Origin of the sequence: Winogradskyella sp. PC-19, from assembly GCF_002163855.1 — a bacterium.
Classification (GTDB): Bacteria; Bacteroidota; Bacteroidia; order Flavobacteriales; family Flavobacteriaceae; genus Winogradskyella.
Map to the genome: position 1 here is coordinate 1,482,261 of NZ_CP019332.1, position 18,525 is coordinate 1,500,785.

15 protein-coding genes are annotated in these 18,525 nt (G+C 33.3%); 11 read left to right on the forward strand and 4 right to left on the reverse strand.

Annotated features, from left to right (window positions below):
• Window positions 1-40: 40 nt before the first annotated feature.
• The 10 genes from BTO05_RS06885 to lspA all read left to right on the forward strand — a co-directional run bounded on the left by BTO05_RS06885 (window position 41) and on the right by lspA (window position 12,816).
• Complete coding sequence (locus BTO05_RS06885; protein WP_087491951.1) at window positions 41-658, forward strand: bifunctional nuclease family protein; 618 nt, start codon at window positions 41-43, stop codon at window positions 656-658.
• 13 nt (window positions 659-671) lie between these two features.
• A complete protein-coding gene (locus tag BTO05_RS06890) occupies window positions 672-2,315 on the forward strand; it encodes a NupC/NupG family nucleoside CNT transporter (protein ID WP_087491952.1) in 1,644 nt (547 codons plus the stop codon).
• Window positions 2,316-2,472: 157 nt separating this feature from the next.
• On the forward strand, window positions 2,473-3,297 hold the full coding sequence (locus BTO05_RS06895) for a thymidylate synthase (RefSeq protein WP_087493305.1): 825 nt from the start codon (window positions 2,473-2,475) through the stop codon (window positions 3,295-3,297).
• Window positions 3,298-3,755: 458 nt separating this feature from the next.
• On the forward strand, window positions 3,756-4,109 hold the full coding sequence (locus BTO05_RS06900) for an energy transducer TonB (protein WP_087491953.1): 354 nt from the start codon (window positions 3,756-3,758) through the stop codon (window positions 4,107-4,109).
• A 48-nt stretch (window positions 4,110-4,157) separates the two neighbouring features.
• Window positions 4,158-5,090, forward strand: coding sequence for a dihydrofolate reductase (locus BTO05_RS06905; RefSeq protein ID WP_087491954.1), 933 nt, complete (start codon window positions 4,158-4,160; stop codon window positions 5,088-5,090).
• Between the two features lie 149 nt (window positions 5,091-5,239).
• Entirely contained in the window at window positions 5,240-6,124 is an 885-nt protein-coding gene (locus BTO05_RS06910) for an ABC transporter ATP-binding protein (RefSeq protein ID WP_087491955.1), read from the forward strand.
• Window positions 6,125-6,145: 21 nt separating this feature from the next.
• Complete coding sequence (locus tag BTO05_RS06915) at window positions 6,146-9,727, forward strand: ABC transporter permease/M1 family aminopeptidase (protein ID WP_087491956.1); 3,582 nt, start codon at window positions 6,146-6,148, stop codon at window positions 9,725-9,727.
• Window positions 9,728-9,804: 77 nt separating this feature from the next.
• Complete coding sequence (locus tag BTO05_RS06920) at window positions 9,805-11,361, forward strand: NAD(P)/FAD-dependent oxidoreductase (protein WP_087491957.1); 1,557 nt, start codon at window positions 9,805-9,807, stop codon at window positions 11,359-11,361.
• A 43-nt stretch (window positions 11,362-11,404) separates the two neighbouring features.
• Window positions 11,405-12,298 (forward strand): ACP S-malonyltransferase, encoded by an 894-nt coding sequence (gene fabD / locus BTO05_RS06925; RefSeq protein ID WP_087491958.1) that lies wholly within the window; start codon window positions 11,405-11,407, stop codon window positions 12,296-12,298.
• An 11-nt stretch (window positions 12,299-12,309) separates the two neighbouring features.
• On the forward strand, window positions 12,310-12,816 hold the full coding sequence (lspA, locus tag BTO05_RS06930) for a signal peptidase II (RefSeq protein ID WP_317041886.1): 507 nt from the start codon (window positions 12,310-12,312) through the stop codon (window positions 12,814-12,816).
• 30 nt (window positions 12,817-12,846) lie between these two features.
• Here lspA and BTO05_RS06935 read toward each other — a convergent pair whose 3' ends face one another.
• The 4 genes from BTO05_RS06935 to BTO05_RS06950 are packed head-to-tail and all read right to left on the reverse strand — an operon-like array spanning window position 12,847 to window position 17,150.
• Window positions 12,847-13,680: a M23 family metallopeptidase gene (locus BTO05_RS06935; RefSeq protein WP_087491960.1), complete on the reverse strand. Its 834-nt coding sequence runs from the start codon at window positions 13,678-13,680 to the stop codon at window positions 12,847-12,849.
• A gap of 7 nt (window positions 13,681-13,687) precedes the next feature.
• A complete protein-coding gene (locus BTO05_RS06940; protein ID WP_087491961.1) occupies window positions 13,688-14,959 on the reverse strand; it encodes a metal-dependent hydrolase family protein in 1,272 nt (423 codons plus the stop codon).
• A 7-nt stretch (window positions 14,960-14,966) separates the two neighbouring features.
• Complete coding sequence (gene galE / locus BTO05_RS06945; RefSeq protein ID WP_087491962.1) at window positions 14,967-15,986, reverse strand: UDP-glucose 4-epimerase GalE; 1,020 nt, start codon at window positions 15,984-15,986, stop codon at window positions 14,967-14,969.
• Between the two features lie 9 nt (window positions 15,987-15,995).
• Window positions 15,996-17,150, reverse strand: a complete 1,155-nt coding sequence (locus BTO05_RS06950) for a DegT/DnrJ/EryC1/StrS family aminotransferase (RefSeq protein WP_087491963.1) — start codon at window positions 17,148-17,150, stop codon at window positions 15,996-15,998.
• A 116-nt stretch (window positions 17,151-17,266) separates the two neighbouring features.
• Here BTO05_RS06950 and BTO05_RS06955 point away from each other — a divergent pair, with 116 nt between their 5' ends.
• A complete protein-coding gene (locus tag BTO05_RS06955; protein WP_087491964.1) occupies window positions 17,267-18,502 on the forward strand; it encodes a 3-deoxy-D-manno-octulosonic acid transferase in 1,236 nt (411 codons plus the stop codon).
• Window positions 18,503-18,525 lie beyond the last annotated feature (23 nt).

An 18,525-nucleotide genomic window follows, 5' to 3' on the forward strand; every position in this document is an offset into this window, starting at 1 on the left:
GTAATTTCGAAATATTTAAACCTCGGTTATCGAGTAAATTATGAGTTTAGTACGTTTAAACATAAAGGGCATATCGTATAGCCAAACCCAAAATGGCGCTTATGCTTTAATATTAAATGAGGTTGATGGTGACCGAAAACTACCTATAGTTATAGGCGCTTTTGAAGCACAGTCTATTGCTATTGCTTTAGAAAAAGAGATTCGTCCTCCTCGACCATTGACTCACGATTTATTCAAAAATTTCTCAGACCGCTTTCAAATAATAGTTAAGCAAGTTATTATTCATAAACTTGTTGATGGTGTTTTTTATTCGAGTTTAATTTGCGAACGTGATAATATTGAAGAAATAATAGATGCACGAACAAGTGATGCTATTGCATTAGCGTTACGTTTTCAGGCTCCAATTTTTACTTACAAAAACATACTAGACAAAGCCGGAATTTATTTAAAAGTAAATCCTAATAAAGAAGAACAAGATGAAGATAGTATTTTAATGGACGAGCTTATTGCTGAAGAAATTGAAACCACTGCCTTTGGAGATGAAGATATTTATAAAGACAAATCGTTAGAAGAATTACATAAACTCTTAGACGAAGCTGTAAATGACGAAGATTATGAAGTTGCAGCAAAAATAAGAGACGAAATTTCTAAACGTTAATTCCACCATCAAAATGAAACATTTTTTATTAGCTGTTGCAGCTATTTTTTTTGGACTGAATATTAGTGCTCAAGAGCTAGAAAAAGAGTGGCAACTAAATACTGGAGAAACTTTTAAATTAAATGATGGAAGCTTCAATCACAATGATTTATCTGGTGATTACATTCGTCAAAACAACTTATTAGTTTTATATCATAACGATTCAATAAATACTGTTGAACGTTACAAAATCACAGAACTTACAGATTCTACATTAGTTTTCGGAAACAGTCTTAAGACTTTCAACCTAGAAAATATTCCTGAGAAACTTGAAATTAATAATAGTATCAACCCACAAGACGAAATAGTTCCAAGTCAAGGTTTTTCATTAAATAGTCTTTGGAGAGGTATTTTAGGAATGGTGACTCTACTGTTTATTGCCTTTTTATTTAGTAGCAATCGTAAAGCTATTAATTGGAAAACCATTGGTATCGGCTTGGCATTTCAACTAGTTATTGCAGTTGGTGTTTTAAAAGTAGAATTTGTAAAAACTGCCTTTGAATTCATAGGAAAAGGATTTATAGAAATCCTAAAATTTACTCAGGCTGGTAGTCAATTCCTATTTGGAGATATGCTTAATATTGATTCTTTTGGATACATATTTGCTTTTCAAGTACTACCAACAATAATATTCTTTTCTGCATTAACTTCAGTACTATTTTATCTTGGAATTATTCAAAAAGTAGTTAAGGGAATGGGATGGCTATTAACAAAAGTATTAGGTATTTCTGGCGCAGAAAGTCTAAGTGTTGCAGGTAATATTTTCTTAGGACAAACCGAAGCACCATTACTTATTAAGGCTTATTTAGAAAAAATGAATAAGTCAGAGATTCTACTTGTAATGATTGGTGGAATGGCTACAGTAGCTGGCGCTGTTTTAGCGGCTTACATTGGATTTTTAGGCGGCGATGATCCAGAGTTACAATTATTTTACGCTAAGCATTTATTAGCCGCATCTGTTATGGCTGCTCCAGGAGCAATTGTAATTTCAAAAATATTATTTCCACAAGTTGAAGAAATTAATACAGATGTTTCTGTTTCCCAAGAGAAAATTGGCTCTAATATTTTAGAATCTATCGCCAACGGAACTACTGAAGGTCTTAGGCTAGCAGTTAACGTCGGCGCTATGCTATTGGTATTTGTAGCTTTTATAGCAATGATAAACGGAATATTAGGTGGTATTGGAGAAATTACATCAATAAACGAATGGGTAGTTGCTAATACACCGTACCAAAGCCTATCATTAGAATTAATTTTGGGTTACACCTTCGCACCTCTAATGTGGTTAATAGGCATTGCTCAGGAAGATATGGCATTAATGGGACAACTTCTAGGAATTAAATTAGCAGCTAGCGAATTTGTAGGCTATATACAATTAGCTGATTTAAAAGATGTGACTAGTGCGACGCATTTAAAATATCAAAAATCTGTAATCATGGCAACTTACATGCTTTGTGGTTTTGCAAACTTTGCGTCTATAGGCATACAAATTGGTGGTATAGGTTCACTAGCACCAGGACAGCGTAAACAATTATCCAAATTTGGGATTAAGGCCTTAATTGGAGGTACAATTGCATCATTAATTTCTGCTACAATAGCTGGAATGATTATTGGCTAGTTTAGTTAATAACTTTTTATATCATTAAAAGTCTTAAACTTTATCGTTTAAGGCTTTTTTTTATTTTAGCTTTAGCGTCATACTGAACTCGTTTCAGTATCTCACCACAAGATTTTAGTTGAATTTAAAAAGATTTCCGTAATCACGGAAAATGAATATGAAGCAATACCACGACCTAGTAAAACACGTTTTAGCCGAAGGTAACCAAAAAGGAGATAGAACAGGAACAGGAACAAAAAGTGTTTTTGGATACCAAATGCGTTTTGATTTAAGTGAAGGTTTTCCAATGGTAACTACAAAAAAGTTACATCTTAAATCTATTATCTACGAATTGCTTTGGTTTTTAAAAGGTGATACAAACATTAATTATTTGACTGAAAATGGCGTTCGTATTTGGAACGATTGGGCTGACGAAAACGGTGACTTAGGTCCTGTTTATGGACACCAATGGCGCAACTGGAATGATGACGAAATAGACCAAATTAGAGATGTAATTAAGACTTTAAAAACTAGTCCAAATAGTCGTCGCATGATGGTATCTGCTTGGAATCCATCAGTAATGCCAGACACTTCAAAATCTTTTTCAGAAAATGTCGCTAATGGTAAAGCTGCGCTTCCGCCATGTCATGCATTTTTTCAGTTTTATGTCGCTGAAGGAAAATTATCTTGTCAATTATATCAACGTAGTGCAGACATATTTTTAGGTGTACCTTTTAATATTGCATCATACGCACTATTCACAATGATGATGGCTCAGGTTTGTGGTTATCAGCCAGGAGACTTTATTCATACTTTTGGTGATGCACATATTTATAATAACCATATGGAGCAGTTAGAATTACAACTGTCAAGAGACATAAGACCTTTACCAAAAATGATTTTGAATCCAGAAATTAAAGATATTTTTGAATTTGATTTCGAAGATTTCACATTAGTAGATTATAATCCTCATCCACATATCAAAGGAGTAGTTGCAGTATAGGTCATGAAGAACTTTTTAACTATTGTATTATTTTTTTAATTTCTTCAATCGGAAACGCTCAAAACAACGAGATTCCACTATTTAAAGATTGCGACTCCAAGGATAATGCATTAGCTTGTTCATATTTTAAAATCCATCAATTAATTTTATCAAAACTTAATCATCTAGATACTTCTTCAATTCAATTAGACAAAGAAGATGAATTAATAATTTCTACAGTACTAAATTTTGATAAAGAAGGTAAATTAAAAAGAAAAAATTCTGTTTTATATTCCTCTTTAATAAATGCAGATTCTGATTTCGAGGAAATTTTAAAATCGATTCCCGAGGTTTATCCAAAACTAAATAATAAAGGTGAACCAAAAGGACAATATTTCAGAAACACATTTTACTACAGATACTCAAATAATTCATTTGAGACGTGGAATAACACTAAAGCTAAAAAAGACGATTTTTTTATGCCAGAAAAAGTTCCTGTTTACAAAGGTTGTAAACCGAAATGGAGTAATAAAAAATTAAAGGATTGTATGTCACTAAAAATTGCACAATACATACTATCAGGATTTAATTCAAAAGAAGCTGTCAAGAAATCTGGACTCATATCAGGTGCTGATGTTACAATATTTGTATTTTTTAAAATAGACGAAACAGGAAAAGTATTTGATATAAAAGCCAAAGCTTCAAGAAAAGCTTTAGAAAAAGAGGTAATTAGATTAGTAAAAGGTTTACCTAAAATTGAACCTGGATATCAGGGAAATAAACCAGTTACAGTTCCCTATTCACTGCCAATACGATTTAAAGTTTCTTTCTAGATCAATAATTAATTTTCAATATCTTTACACTAGATATTTTTATTTCCTATGTTCGGCAAGAAAAAACAAACCTCATCTATAGACAAAGACCAATTAGAGCTTATTGAAAATGCTCAAAAACGTATTAAACAAAAAAAGCGTTTGTACATTCATTTTGTCATATTCTTAATCGGTGCTGTTTTTCTGATTATTGCTAACACCTTTTTGGGTATCGGCGAAGATTTTACAATTGCAGGAATTAATTGGTTTGTTTATGCTATTTTGGCTTGGTTATTTCTATTTATCTATCATTTCGTTAATGTGTTTATCACAAACAAATTCATGGGTAAAGACTGGGAAAAACAGCAACTTGATAAACTTGTTGCAAAGCAGCAACAACGCATTAATAAACTTGAAGAAAGACTTTCTACAAAAGATACAGGTGTAACAAAAGCTAAAGTCATAAAGGAGATAAAAACACCAATTGTTACTTCTAAAAAAAATAAGAATTCTGAGTTAACTATAATTGTAGCGGCAGGAGAAAACAATGCTATCGGTAAGGACAATGACCTTATCTGGCATTTGAGTGATGACCTTAAACGCTTTAAGCAATTAACAAACGGACATCATATTATCATGGGACGTAAAACGTTTGAAAGTTTTCCAAAACCTTTACCAAATCGAATTCATATTGTAATCACAAGGCAAGAAAAATATCAAGCGACCGATGGTGTTATAATCGTTAACTCATTGGCCGATGCTTTAGATGCCGCTCGTTCAGACAAAAATCCTTTTGTTATTGGTGGAGGTGAAATCTACAAACAAGCTATGCCTTTAGCAGACAAATTAGAGATTACTAGAGTACATGCTACTTTTGATGATGCAGACACCTTTTTTCCTGAAATAGATTCTAATTTATGGGAAGAAAAAAGTAGAATCACTCATGATGCAGACGAAAAGCATGCCCATGCGTTTTCTTTTATCACTTACGTAAAGAGATAATTTGATAATCTAGGCAACCATTGGTTGTCTATTTTCGTCTTTATTGGTATAGACCCTTTTTTCTATTTCGAATCAAATTTCTGATATATTGTAACGGATATTAGAAACTGTCGTCTTAATTATAACTATCAATCAAAAAAACCTAACCAATGAGCACATTAAAAATTTCCAATTTATCTAAAACTTACGCTAACGGTGTTAAAGCTTTAGACAATGTATCTTTAGAATTAGAAAATGGAATGTTTGGTCTTTTAGGACCAAATGGCGCAGGAAAATCATCACTAATGCGTACGCTAGCAACATTGCAAGAAGCAGATTCTGGCACAGCTACTTTAGACGATATAGACATCCTAAAACAACCTGCCGAATTACGTAAAGTCCTCGGATATTTACCACAAGAGTTTGGTGTGTATCCTCGTATTACTGCTGAGCAATTGCTTAATCATATAGCAGTATTAAAAGGTATTACCAATCCTAAAGAACGAAAATTACTGGTGAGATATCTACTGGACAAAGTGAATCTTTATGATAAACGAAACAAGTCTGTAAAAGGATTTTCTGGTGGTATGAAACAACGTGTTGGCATTGCTCAGGCACTCATTGGAAATCCAAAACTAATTATTGTAGATGAACCAACAGCAGGTTTAGATCCGGGAGAACGTAACCGTTTTTATAATCTCTTAGCTGATGTTGGTAAAGAAGTCATTGTAATTTTGTCTACACATATTGTTGAAGATGTACATGAACTTTGTACCAAAATGGCAATCATGAACTTTGGCGAAATTGTATATCACGGTTCTCCAAAAGATGCTACCGAAGCACTTAACGGTAAAGTATATCAAAAAATAGTAGGTAGAGATGAGCTAAAAACTTATGCTTCGGATTATAAGATTATCTCAAACAAAATGGTTGGTGGACAACCATTAATACATGTATTTAGTGAAGACCATCCGCAAAATGGTTTTGAACAAGTATCTCCAAATCTGGAGGATGTTTTCTTTTCAAAAATAAATACAGCAAACGTACTTGTTTAATCTTCACTAATCTTATTTATTATGTTTAAGACATTTTTTCTTTCAGAATTAAAGTATACACTGAAACAACCTATGGTGTATATTTTTATGTTTATTATAGGTTTATTAGAGTTTGGAGCTACTGTTAGTGACAACGTTCAAATTGGTGGTGCCATTGGAAATGTTAATATAAATTCCCCATACACCTTAACTATTCACGTTACCATATGGTGCATTTTTTCGTTATTAATGGCTGCTGCATTTTTTAATAATGCAGCTTTAAGAGACCACAACAACGAGTTTAACGAAATTTTATTTACAACACCTTTAAGCAAACCAGGCTACTTTTTTGGTCGCTTTTTTGGCGCACTTTTTATATCTACACTTCCCATCGTAGGTGCTTTTATTGGACTTATACTTGGCTATTGGCTTAATCTCGCCAATGAATGGGTAGACCCAAATCGTTTTGGTCCTTTTTACTTATCGGCTTTTGTAAATAATTACTTGCTATTCATATTACCAAATATGTTTTTAGCAGGAACTGTCATATTTGCTATGGCTAACAAATGGAAGAGTACTATAATTTCTTTTGTTGGTGGACTCGTAATTATTGTGGCTTATATTGTAGCAGGCTCATTCTCTTCTGATGTGGATAATGAAACTGTTGCCGCTTTAACAGATATGTTTGCAGTCAACACCTATCAAATCGAAACAAAGTACTTTACGCCTATTGAAAAGAACACTATAATTCCAGGATTTTCAGGTTTATTACTTTATAATCGTTTGATATGGATTAGTGTTGGCTTAATCATTTTAGCGTTATCTTATTTTAGTTTTTCATTTAAACAAAAAAATAAAAAAGTCAAAAAAGAAAAAACTAAGGCTTCAAAAGTTGAAACTATTTTCGCATTACCTAAGTTAAATCCATCTTTCAATCGTGCTACAAACTGGCAACAATTCAAAAGCTTTTTCTATACTAATTTCCTGAGTATTATTAAGAGTGTGACCTTTAAAATACTCTTCTTATTCTGTGTTATTATTTTGGTGACAGATTTAGCTGGTGGTTTCGAGTATTTTGGATTACAGTCTTATCCTGTAACCTATAAACTCGTAGATTCTATAAATGACAATACAAATATTTTCATCATAATAATAGTAATCTTTTTTAGTGGTGAACTCATTTGGCGTGATAGAGATTACAAAATAAATGAAGTTATAGATGCAACTGCACACACCTCATTTATCTCTATGGTAGCTAAAACCCTATCTCTTGTGAGTATTGCGACCATTCTTAACATGTTTTTTATCATTATTGGAGTTCTTTATCAATTACTCAATGGTTACACAGGTATAGAATTGGATGTCTATCTATTAGATTTCTTGTATAGCAATCTGCCTTTCTTTTTTGTGTTTGGTGCTATTTCTATATTAATACAAGTATTAGCCAGTAATAAGTATATCGGTTATTTTATAGCTGTTCTTATTTTATTTGGGCTGAATATAATTTTGAGTGTTTTTGATATTTACACGAACATGATGTATATCGCTGTTACGCCATCTACCCAATACTCAGACATGAATAATTTTGGACCTGGTCTCAAAGGTGCACTTTGGTTTAACCTATACTGGTGTCTATTTGCCATTATAGGATTATTAATTGCTGGTGCATTATGGAATCGTGGCTCAAAAAGCTCACTTTTAAACCGAATCAAAACAGCCCGAAAAGAAGTCCCAAAAAGTTATAGAGGTCTCATTATTGGCTCAGCTGTCGCATGGATTGCTGTTGCTGCATTTGTATATTATAATACGCAAGTTTTAAATCCGTATTACTCAGGAGACACACAAGAACAACTTGCTGTAGATTACGAAAAAACATACAGTAAATACAGAGATGTAGCTTCTCCAAAAATTACAGATGCAAAGTATTTTATTGATATTTTCCCTAACGAAAGAAGCATTTTGGTTAAAGCAGAGTTAGAAATGACTAATGCAACCAACAAGCCTCTTGATTCTATACATATCTATGGACAAGAAGATTGGGACATGACACTTAACATACCTAACGCCAAGCCTGTATTTAAAGACAGTACGTATTTTTTTACAATTTACAAGTTAACTCCTGCTTTACAGCCTGGAGATACGCTAATTGCTAAACTAGAGAATAATTATGTTACCAAAGGATTTAGTAATGGTCGAGGAAACACCAACATTATTAAAAACGGAACTTTTATAAATAATGGTGGTATTCTTCCTGTAATGGGTTATAATGAAGGTATTGAAATCAATGATAAGAATACGCGTAAAAAATATGACTTACCGGAAAAAGAACGTACTCCTGAGTTAACACCAGGTGTAACAGAATTACACATGGGCAATTACTTATCTGGCGAGCAAGGTGATTTTATAAATGTTGAAACCATTATTTCTACATCAAAAGACCAAACCGCAATAGCTCCAGGGTCATTAATAAAAACATGGGAAGAAAATGATAGACAGTATTTTCATTATAAAATAGACACACCATCGTTAAATTTCTATTCGTTTATATCTGCTGATTTTGAAATTGCTAAACGTAAATGGAATGGTGTAGATATCGAAATTTATCATGATAAAAAGCATACTGTAAATATTGACATGATGCTAGATGCTGTTCAGCGTTCATTAGAATATTACACCAAAAATTTTGGTCCTTATTATCACAAGCAAGCACGTATTATCGAGTTTCCTAGGTATGCAAATTTTGCTCAGGCATTCCCTGGCACAATGCCTTACTCTGAATCTTTTGGTTTTATAACAAATCTCGAGGATGAAACAGAAAACAATGTTATTGACTTTGTTATCGCTCATGAAATGGGGCATCAATGGTGGGCGCATCAACTTATCGGTGCCGAAATGCAAGGTGGCACTATGCTTAGTGAGAGTTTTTCTCAGTATTCTGCAACTATGACAATGAAAGGTATTACTGAAAATCCTATGAAAATGCGTGATTTTTTAAAGTATGACCATGACAGATATTTATCAGGACGAAGTGGTGAACGTCTTAAAGAATTACCGCTTTATAAGGTAGAAAATCAGTCTTATATTCATTATGGAAAAGGAAGCGTTATTTTATATGCACTTCAAGATTATATAGGAGAAGATAAGGTTAACAATGCTATGAAAAGCTTTTTAGAAGAGTACCGCTATAATGCGCCGCCATACCCAAGTTCGCATGACTTTTTACGTCATCTAGAACCACAAATTCCAGACTCTTTAAGTTATTTAATTAAAGATTGGTTTAAGGAAATCACGCTTTATGACAATAGACTTAAAGAAGCGACTTACAAAAAGCTAGATAATGGTAAATACCAAGTAAAGCTAGATATTGAAAGTTATAAAATTAAGTCAGATAGTTTAGGAAATGAAACAAGGGTACCAATTAACGATTGGGTAGATGTTGGTTTCTTTATGGACAATGATGAAGAAAGGCTATACGAACAACGACGATTAAAATTCAATAAAGACAAGTCTACATTGACTATTGAGCTGGACTCACTTCCTGCAAAAGCCGCTATTGACCCAAGACACATCTTAATAGACCGTGTATTTAAGGATAATATTAAAGGACTAAGTATCGAAGAATAGTTTCAACTTATACAAACTATAAAAACACCTTAACTATTAATTTAGCTAAGGTGTTTTCTTTTAATTAGCTTTGTGTTATGGTGAAGGCATTTCAAATACGATTAAATTTACATCAAGAAAAAAGGCCAGATGGTTTACTTAACAAAGCGGCTTACGATTTAGATATTCCTACTTCAAAGATTCATGGAATTAAAGTCTTAAGAAAATCTATCGATGCTCGTAAACGAAAAATCATGTTTAATTACAAAGTTGAAGTTTACATCAATGAACCAATGCCAGAATTATCTGATTACACCTTTGATTATAAAGATGTATCTAACGGAAAGCCAATACATATCATAGGTTTTGGTCCAGCGGGAATGTGGGCAGCATTACGTTGTATTGAGTTAGGTTTTAAACCAATTGTATTAGAAAGAGGAAAAAATGTCCGCGACCGTAGACGTGATTTAAAAGCCATAAACCAAGACCATATTGTCAATGAAGATTCCAACTATTGCTTCGGCGAAGGTGGCGCAGGAACATACAGTGATGGTAAATTATATACGAGAAGCTTAAAGCGTGGAGATGTTCGTCGCATTTTCGAAAGTTTGGTTTACCATGGTGCAACAGACCAAATTCTAATTGATGCACATCCACATATCGGCACAAATAAATTACCGAAAGTGGTAAAAAACATTCGAGAAACTATCTTAGAGTTTGGTGGCGAAGTTCATTTTGAAACACGGGTTACAGATTTCACTTTAAAAGACGATAAAATAGTAGCGATTCAACTTCAAAATGGTAACGAATTAGATGTTTATAAAGTAATTTTAGCAACAGGACACTCGGCACGAGATATTTTTTATTTATTGAATGAAAAGAATGTTGCACTAAAAGCAAAATCATTTGCAATGGGTGTTCGTGTAGAGCATCCACAACAAATAATTGACGGTATTCAATACCATTGCCCAAACGAAGCTAGAGACGAAATTCTTCCAGCAGCAGCATACAGTTTAGTCGAGCAAGTCAATGGTCGTGGTGTGTATTCCTTTTGTATGTGTCCAGGTGGATTTATTGTACCTGCAGCAACTGCAAACGGTGAAGTCGTTGTAAACGGTATGTCACCTTCAAAACGAAATAATAAATTCGCAAATTCGGGTATAGTTGTAGAGATTAATGCTGAACGTGATTTGTATAAATATGAAAAATTTGGTGAATTAAAAGCCTTAGAATATCAGAAAAATTTAGAACGCTTAGCTTTTACATCAGGTGGAAGAAATCAAACTGCACCAGCACAAAAATTGACTGATTTCGTAGAGGGTAAATTATCGGCAGACCTAAATAAAACTTCATACCAACCAGGTTTAAACTCATCACCTTTACACTCATTATTCCCTAAGTTAATTGGTGGTTCATTGAGAAAAGGCTTTAAAGCTTTTGGGGAAAAAATGAAAGGTTTTTATACCGAAGAAGCTAATATCATTGGTGTAGAATCACGGACTTCATCACCAGTAAATATTCCAAGAAATGAAACTTTAGAACATCCTGAAATCTCTAATTTGTTTCCTTGTGGCGAAGGTGGTGGATATGCTGGCGGAATTGTTTCTGCAGCAATGGATGGCGAACGATGTGCTGAGGCTGCATGCACTAAATAATTAAGAATATTTATCCTATTTTTGCGAGACTAATTTAATAACAATGAACGCATATATATTTCCAGGTCAAGGAGCTCAATTCTCAGGAATGGGATTAGACCTTTACGAAAACTCTCCGTTAGCACAAGAATTGTTTGAAAGAGCAAACGAGATTCTTGGTTTTTCTATTACTGATATCATGTTTGAAGGTTCTGCTGAAGACTTAAAACAAACAAAAGTTACCCAACCTGCAATCTTTTTACACTCTGTAATTTTAGCAAAAACTTTAGGTGATAGTTTTATACCAGATATGGTAGCTGGGCATTCGTTAGGAGAATTTTCGGCACTTGTTGCTGCAGGTGCTTTAACCTTTGAAGATGGACTTAAACTCGTTTCACAACGTGCTCAAGCCATGCAAAAAGCTTGCGAATTACAACCAAGTACAATGGCAGCCGTTTTAGGTTTAGAAGATTCGGTTGTAGAAAAAATTTGTGAAGATACAGAAGGTGTTGTTGTCGCTGCAAATTATAATTGTCCAGGTCAATTAGTGATTTCTGGAGAAGTTGAAGCTATTAATCGTGCTTGTGAAGCGATGAAAGATGCAGGCGCAAGACGCGCACTAGTATTACCTGTTGGTGGTGCTTTTCACTCACCAATGATGGAGCCTGCTCGTGAAGAATTAGCTGCGGCCATAGAAAACACAACATTTAGCAAGCCAAATTGCCCAATTTACCAAAATGTAACAGCATCTGCAATCACAGATGAAACTGAGATTAAAGCCAATTTAATTTCACAATTAACAGCACCTGTACGTTGGACACAATCTGTACAACAAATGATTGCCGATGGCGGAAATCACTTTACAGAAGTTGGTCCTGGAAAAGTGTTACAAGGCTTAGTCCGTAAGATTAATCGTGAAGCTGAAACAGCTTCCGCTTCATTTGAAACTAACGCCTAAATTTTATTGTTTTGAACAGAAATTTATTTATTACAGTTATAATTATATTCAACGTTGCTATAGACCAAATCTCAAAAGTTTTGGTTAGAGCAAATATAAGTGAAAGCCCTCGTGAAGAAATCCAATTAATTGGACAGAAATTTATAATGACCAACGTATTCAACGAAGGCGCTTTTTTAGGTATGGGTAGCGATATGAATCCTACATTACATTTTATTTTTTTAAAGCTACTACCACTTTTGGTTTTAGGGTATGTTGTTTATTACATTATAAAAACTAAGGAATTAGACCGGTTAAGTTTAATAGCATTTAGCTGTATTGTTGGTGGTGGGCTATCTAACGTTTTTGATCGTTTCGCCTTTGGAAAAGTTACTGACTTTTTCTATATCGATTTAGGTGGCGTATTTAAAACAGGTATTTTTAATGTCGCTGATGTCGCGGTAACAACTGGTATGTTTATGCTAATATTTAGCAACTTTATTTTGAAAAAGAAAAAGGATATTATTACAGAGAAATAATATGCTTAACTATATAGGAAATAGTTATTATTAATATTCCTTTAGATATGTAACTCCTTTTTTAAGTTCATCAACAATCTCATCTTTGTTAATCTTAAATTGTGTCCTCAAAGTCTTGTATTTATTGTTTTTATCGGTGAGATACAAATCAATATGTAAATGAGGTGCGGTACTCCAACCCACATTACCACTTAGCCCAATATAATCCCCTTTTTCTATTTTTTGTCCTTTACGAACCTTTACACCGTTTTGCTTAAAATGTAAATATTGCATTATTGTACCATCATCATGTAATATTTTGACAAGATTATTATACTCAGCACATTTTGATTCATTACAACGTTTAAAATTTTTTTCAACTACTTGGACAACGATTCCATCTCTGCAAGCCAGTATCTTTGTACCGACAGGCATATCAAAATCAATTGCAAATTTGTTTTGATGAGAAATATTACCATTATAGCCTTGACCAATCTTAAAAGATTTATTGGGTTCAAAAGGTAAATCATAAACAAAATCTTCATCATACTCAGTATCAGTTAAATCACCTAAGTAAGTTTTTGCGTTACCTTTTTTAAATTTCCATCCTTTAGACTTATCTATTTTATCAAATCGCACTACTTCGTAACCTTCCGTCTTAGGTGGAACAACAACAAAAGTCCCATTTGGCTTATCTGCTTTAAGATTTGTTGCATTATAATCTAACACAAAAGTAATTGGCAACCAATTTTCATTATTAGCCAATAGTCGAGTACCACCGTCATAATTTTCCCAATAAGATTTGTAGGCTTTAATCCAGTCTCTATTTTGCGCATTTGTCCCTAAGAAAACTAATAGTATTACTAAGGTGAATAGTTTTTTCATATTAGAATTATTTTTTATAAACTTTACCTTCTTTCATTACAAAAACAACATTTTCCATTGTTTTAATATTTTTTGTTGGGTCTTCATCTACTGCTATAATATCTGCGATGAACCCACCTTTAATTTGCCCTAATTTATCTTCCATCTTTAATATCATTGCATTTGTAGTTGTTGCACTCTGTAAAGTTTCTATAGCTGGCATACCAGCTTCAACCATGTAGAAAAACTCTTTTCCATTATCACCATGATAAAAAACAGCGGCATCTGTACCAAATGCAATACCAACACCAGCTTTATATGCGCGGCTGAACATGCCTTGAATTTTCGGGCCAATATCTAAAGCCTTTGGTACAATGACTTCAGGGTAATACCCTTTTATTTTTGCTTTATCAGACACAAATTTACCAGCACTAATAGTAGGTACTAAATACACATCATTTTTTTTCATAAGTTCCATCGTTTCAGAACTCATTAGTGTGCCATGCTCTATCGTTTTTACACCTCCAAGAATTGCTCGTTGCATACCTTCGTCTCCGTGTGCATGAGCAGCTACATGAAATCCATAGTCTTTAGCTGTTTCGCAAATTGCTTTTATTTCCTCCAATGTAAACTGAGGATTTTGTCCATTCTTTGCAACGCTTAAAACACCACCTGTTGCGGTAATTTTAATTAAATCAGCACCATTTTTGTAGCGTTGTCTTACAGCTTTTTTTGCATCTTCAACTCCATTAACCACACCTTCTTTTGGCCCTGGATTACCAATTAAACTTCGCTTTGCACCATTTGTAGGATCTGCATGTCCACCAGTTGTTGCTAATGCTTTTTCTGCGGTTAAGATTCTTGGACCTTTTACCTTCCCAAGATTTATTGCATTACGTAACGATACATTAACTCCAGATCCGCCTAAATCTCTAACGGTTGTAAAACCATTCATTAATGTAACTTCGGCATAATGGATTGAATTAAAAGCTACATCTGCATCATTCAATGTATACGCTTGCAAATATTTTTTAGGATTAGTTTCTGACTCTATATGTACATGCATATCAATCAATCCTGGCATAACTGTTTTAGATTTCAAATCAATCACAGTCCCATTTTCAGGCTTTACATAACCATCTTCTACACTAGTAATCTTAATACCAGAAACGATAATGGTTTTCTCCGTTAAAACTTTCCCAGACTTCGTATCTATTAATTTACCACAATGCAAATATGTGTTTTGAGCGTATGTACTTATTGCAAATAGTAAAACGCACAATTTTAAAAATCCTTTCATATTATGTTTATTTAGTTCTTATTTTTTGTTCCCATTTCCAAGCATCTAATATGGCATCATTTAAGGAGTATTGTGGTTTCCATCCCAAAGTATTATTCACTTTGGTTGTGTCCGCATATGCAGAAATCACATCTCCTTTTCGCCTTTCGACTATTTTATAATTCAATTTTTGCTTAGAAACATCTTCAAATGCTTTAATAACTTCAATTACCGAACTTCCTTTTCCTGTTCCTATATTAAAAACTTCAAAATTATTTTCTTGCTGATTTTTAAACAACCTTTTTAATGCCGAAACATGTGCCTTTGCAACGTCTACGACATGTATATAGTCTCTTATACAAGTCCCATCTTTAGTCGGATAGTCATTACCAAAGACAGATAACTGCTCTCGAAGTCCTATTGCAGTTTGGGTTATATATGGAACTAAATTTTGAGGAATTCCCTGAGGTAATTCTCCAATATGTGCTGAACTGTGTGCGCCTATTGGATTAAAATAACGCAGTGCGATTGTATTTAATTTTGTGTTTATTTGGCAAGAATCCTTCAGTATTTCTTCTCCTACTTGCTTGGTATTACCATATGGTGAACGCGCTTTTTTTATAGGTGAACTCTCAGTTATTGGCTGTATATCAGCTTCGCCATAAACAGTGCAGGACGAACTAAAAATAAAGTTTTGGTGGTTTAGTTTTTGAAACTCTTGAAGCACATAAATCAAAGTTGATATATTATTTTCATAATAATGCAATGGCTTTTCTACACTTTCGCCAACAGCTTTACTTGCTGCAAAATGTATAACGCCATCAATATCTTGATGGCGTTTAAAGAATTTTTTGACTTTATCTTTATCTCTTAAATCTATATTTTCAAACTCTGGTTTAACTCCTGTAATGTTGGTGATTCCATCAAGAACGTCTTTTGAAGAGTTTGACAAATTATCAATCACTACAACATTATGTCCTTCATTTTGAAGTTCTACAACGGTATGCGAACCAATATAACCAAGTCCTCCAGTGACTAAAACCTTCATATAAAAATATTAAGCATCAATAAAATCCAACACGGTTTTGGTTATAAAATCTATTTGTTCATCCTCCAACTCGGTATGCATTGGTAAGGAAATTACAGATTGTACCAATTGATTTGTCACTGTAAAATCGGCTTCATTATAACGTTCGTCTAAATAAGCTTTTTGCTTGTGCAATGGTATTGGATAATATACACCACATGGAATTCCTTTTTCATTTAAATGTGCAACAAGGGCATCGCGATCTACATTTTTTAAATTTAAAGTATATTGATGAAACACGTGACAATCACAGGTATCACATATGCCACCACATTCAGTTAACCCACTTGGCGTTGTAATTTTTTCGTGTCCTTTAAATGCTGAATTATATTTACGAGCTGCATTTCTACGTGCATCATTATACGAATCTAAATGAGGTAATTTGGCATCCAAAACAGCTGCTTGCATAGAATCTAATCGCGAATTTACTCCGATAACATCGTGATGATAACGTTTGTACATACCATGATTAACAATACCTCTTATGATATGGGCTAAATCATCGTCATTTGTAAAAATAGCACCACCATCGCCATAACATCCTAAATTTTTTGATGGGAAAAATGAGGTTGAAGCTACGTGTCCAATGACTCCTGTTTTGGTTTTAGAACCATCTTTATGGGTGTAATTTCCACCTATACCTTGAGCATTATCCTCTATGACATAAAGGTTATGTTCTTTAGCTAAATCCATAATCTCGTTCATATTTGCAGCTAATCCAAATAAATGTACAGGCACTATGGCCTTAGTTTTTGGAGTTATTGCCTTTCTTACCGCATCGACATCAATGTTAAAAGTTACTGGATCTACATCTACTAAAACTGGTGTTAATTTTAATAGAGCAATAACCTCTACAGTTGCTGCAAAGGTAAAATCTGCTGTTATAACCTCATCACCTTGCTCTAAACCTAAGCCCATCATGGCAATTTGTAAGGCATCAGTTCCGTTTGCACACGGAATAACGTGTTTAACGTCAAGGTATTCTTCTAAGTTTTTTTGGAACTGGTGGACTTTAGGTCCATTTATAAAAGCAGCACTTTCTATAACTTCATTTAAAGATGGATTAATAACATCTTTAATTTTTGCGTATTGGCCTTGTAAATCGACCATTTGAATCTTTTTCATTCTCGTTGGATATTAAAAATAAGATAGCCTTTTGACTACTAGCGAAAGTACAAAATTGTTATGGCTCGTCAATGTAATTCATTCAAAGAAATGTATTTTAGCATAAATCAAATGTCTTGAGGTTACTTTACACAATAGGAATTTATTTAACTGGTCTAGTCCTAAAGGTTATATCATTATTTAGCTCTAAAATAAAACTTGGTGTTATTGGGAGAGCTAAAACATTTGATATACTAAAAAATAAAATCTCAACTACAGACAAAATTATTTGGATGCATTGTGCGTCTCTCGGGGAATTTGAACAGGGTTTACCTTTACTACAAGGCTTAAAGAAAGAGTATAAAAATTATAAAATTATAGTTTCATTTTTTTCACCATCTGGTTATCAAGTTAAAAAAGATACACCTGCCGCAGACGTGGTTGTTTATTTACCTTTGGATACTCCAACAAATGCAAAGCGTTTTTTAGATATTGTTCGTCCCGAATTGATTCTTTTTGTGAAATATGAAATTTGGCCAAATATTATTTTAGAAGCAAAAAAAAGAAAAATACAATCATTATTAATATCAGCTACTTTTAGGCCTAAACAAGTGTATTTTAAATGGTATGGTAATCTTATGCGAAAAGCATTACTTTCTTTTAATCATATTTTTACTCAAGATAAAGACTCTAAAAACCTAATAAAAAGTATTGGCTATGATTCAGTAACAGTTTCTGGTGATACACGTTTTGACCGCGTGAATCAACAGCTAAATGTAGATAATAAAGTTTTATTTGTCGAAAATTTTACTGGAGATAAAACCACTATTGTTTTTGGAAGCTCTTGGCCTGCAGACGATGAACTTTTTATACCGTTTATAAATTCAAACAATACTAATGGTATAAAATATATAATTGCACCTCACAATATCAAACCCAGCTATATAAATTCAATAAAAAAACAGTTGAAAGTTAAAACGATTTGCTTCTCTGAAATAGATGAAAAAAATCTATCTGATTATGATGTATTTATATTAGACACTATAGGTTACCTAGGTCGTGTTTACAGTTATGCAGATATTGCTTATGTTGGTGGTGGTGCTGGACATACAGGATTACATAACATTTTAGAGCCAGCAGTTTTTGGAATACCAATTGTTATTGGCAAAAACTATAATAATTTTCCAGAAGCAGAAGCACTTGTAAAACTTAAAGGTGTTACAGTTGTTAAAAATGAAAATGAATTTAATAATGTGCTTACAGAACTTTTGAATAACTACTCCAAACAAAAAGTCCAAGGTGAAATAAACTCATCATACATTAAGAGAAATATTGGAGCAGTCATCCAAATTATGGATTATATACGTATATAACGTATTGCTAAAACATTTTTTAG

What these genes read in the sequence shown, in the direction of transcription:
- BTO05_RS06940 (WP_087491961.1), bottom strand. Translation starts at nt 14,959, where the DNA reads ATGAAAGGATTTTTAAAATTGTGCGTTTTACTATTTGCAATAAGTACA.
- BTO05_RS06950 (WP_087491963.1), bottom strand. Translation starts at nt 17,150, where the DNA reads ATGAAAAAGATTCAAATGGTCGATTTACAAGGCCAATACGCAAAAATT.
- BTO05_RS06885 (WP_087491951.1), top strand. Translation starts at nt 41, where the DNA reads ATGAGTTTAGTACGTTTAAACATAAAGGGCATATCGTATAGCCAAACC.
- galE (WP_087491962.1), bottom strand. Translation starts at nt 15,986, where the DNA reads ATGAAGGTTTTAGTCACTGGAGGACTTGGTTATATTGGTTCGCATACC.
- BTO05_RS06910 (WP_087491955.1), top strand. Translation starts at nt 5,240, where the DNA reads ATGAGCACATTAAAAATTTCCAATTTATCTAAAACTTACGCTAACGGT.
- fabD (WP_087491958.1), top strand. Translation starts at nt 11,405, where the DNA reads ATGAACGCATATATATTTCCAGGTCAAGGAGCTCAATTCTCAGGAATG.
- BTO05_RS06905 (WP_087491954.1), top strand. Translation starts at nt 4,158, where the DNA reads ATGTTCGGCAAGAAAAAACAAACCTCATCTATAGACAAAGACCAATTA.
- BTO05_RS06895 (WP_087493305.1), top strand. Translation starts at nt 2,473, where the DNA reads ATGAAGCAATACCACGACCTAGTAAAACACGTTTTAGCCGAAGGTAAC.
- BTO05_RS06920 (WP_087491957.1), top strand. Translation starts at nt 9,805, where the DNA reads ATGGTGAAGGCATTTCAAATACGATTAAATTTACATCAAGAAAAAAGG.
- BTO05_RS06890 (WP_087491952.1), top strand. Translation starts at nt 672, where the DNA reads ATGAAACATTTTTTATTAGCTGTTGCAGCTATTTTTTTTGGACTGAAT.
- BTO05_RS06900 (WP_087491953.1), top strand. Translation starts at nt 3,756, where the DNA reads ATGCCAGAAAAAGTTCCTGTTTACAAAGGTTGTAAACCGAAATGGAGT.
- BTO05_RS06935 (WP_087491960.1), bottom strand. Translation starts at nt 13,680, where the DNA reads ATGAAAAAACTATTCACCTTAGTAATACTATTAGTTTTCTTAGGGACA.
- BTO05_RS06915 (WP_087491956.1), top strand. Translation starts at nt 6,146, where the DNA reads ATGTTTAAGACATTTTTTCTTTCAGAATTAAAGTATACACTGAAACAA.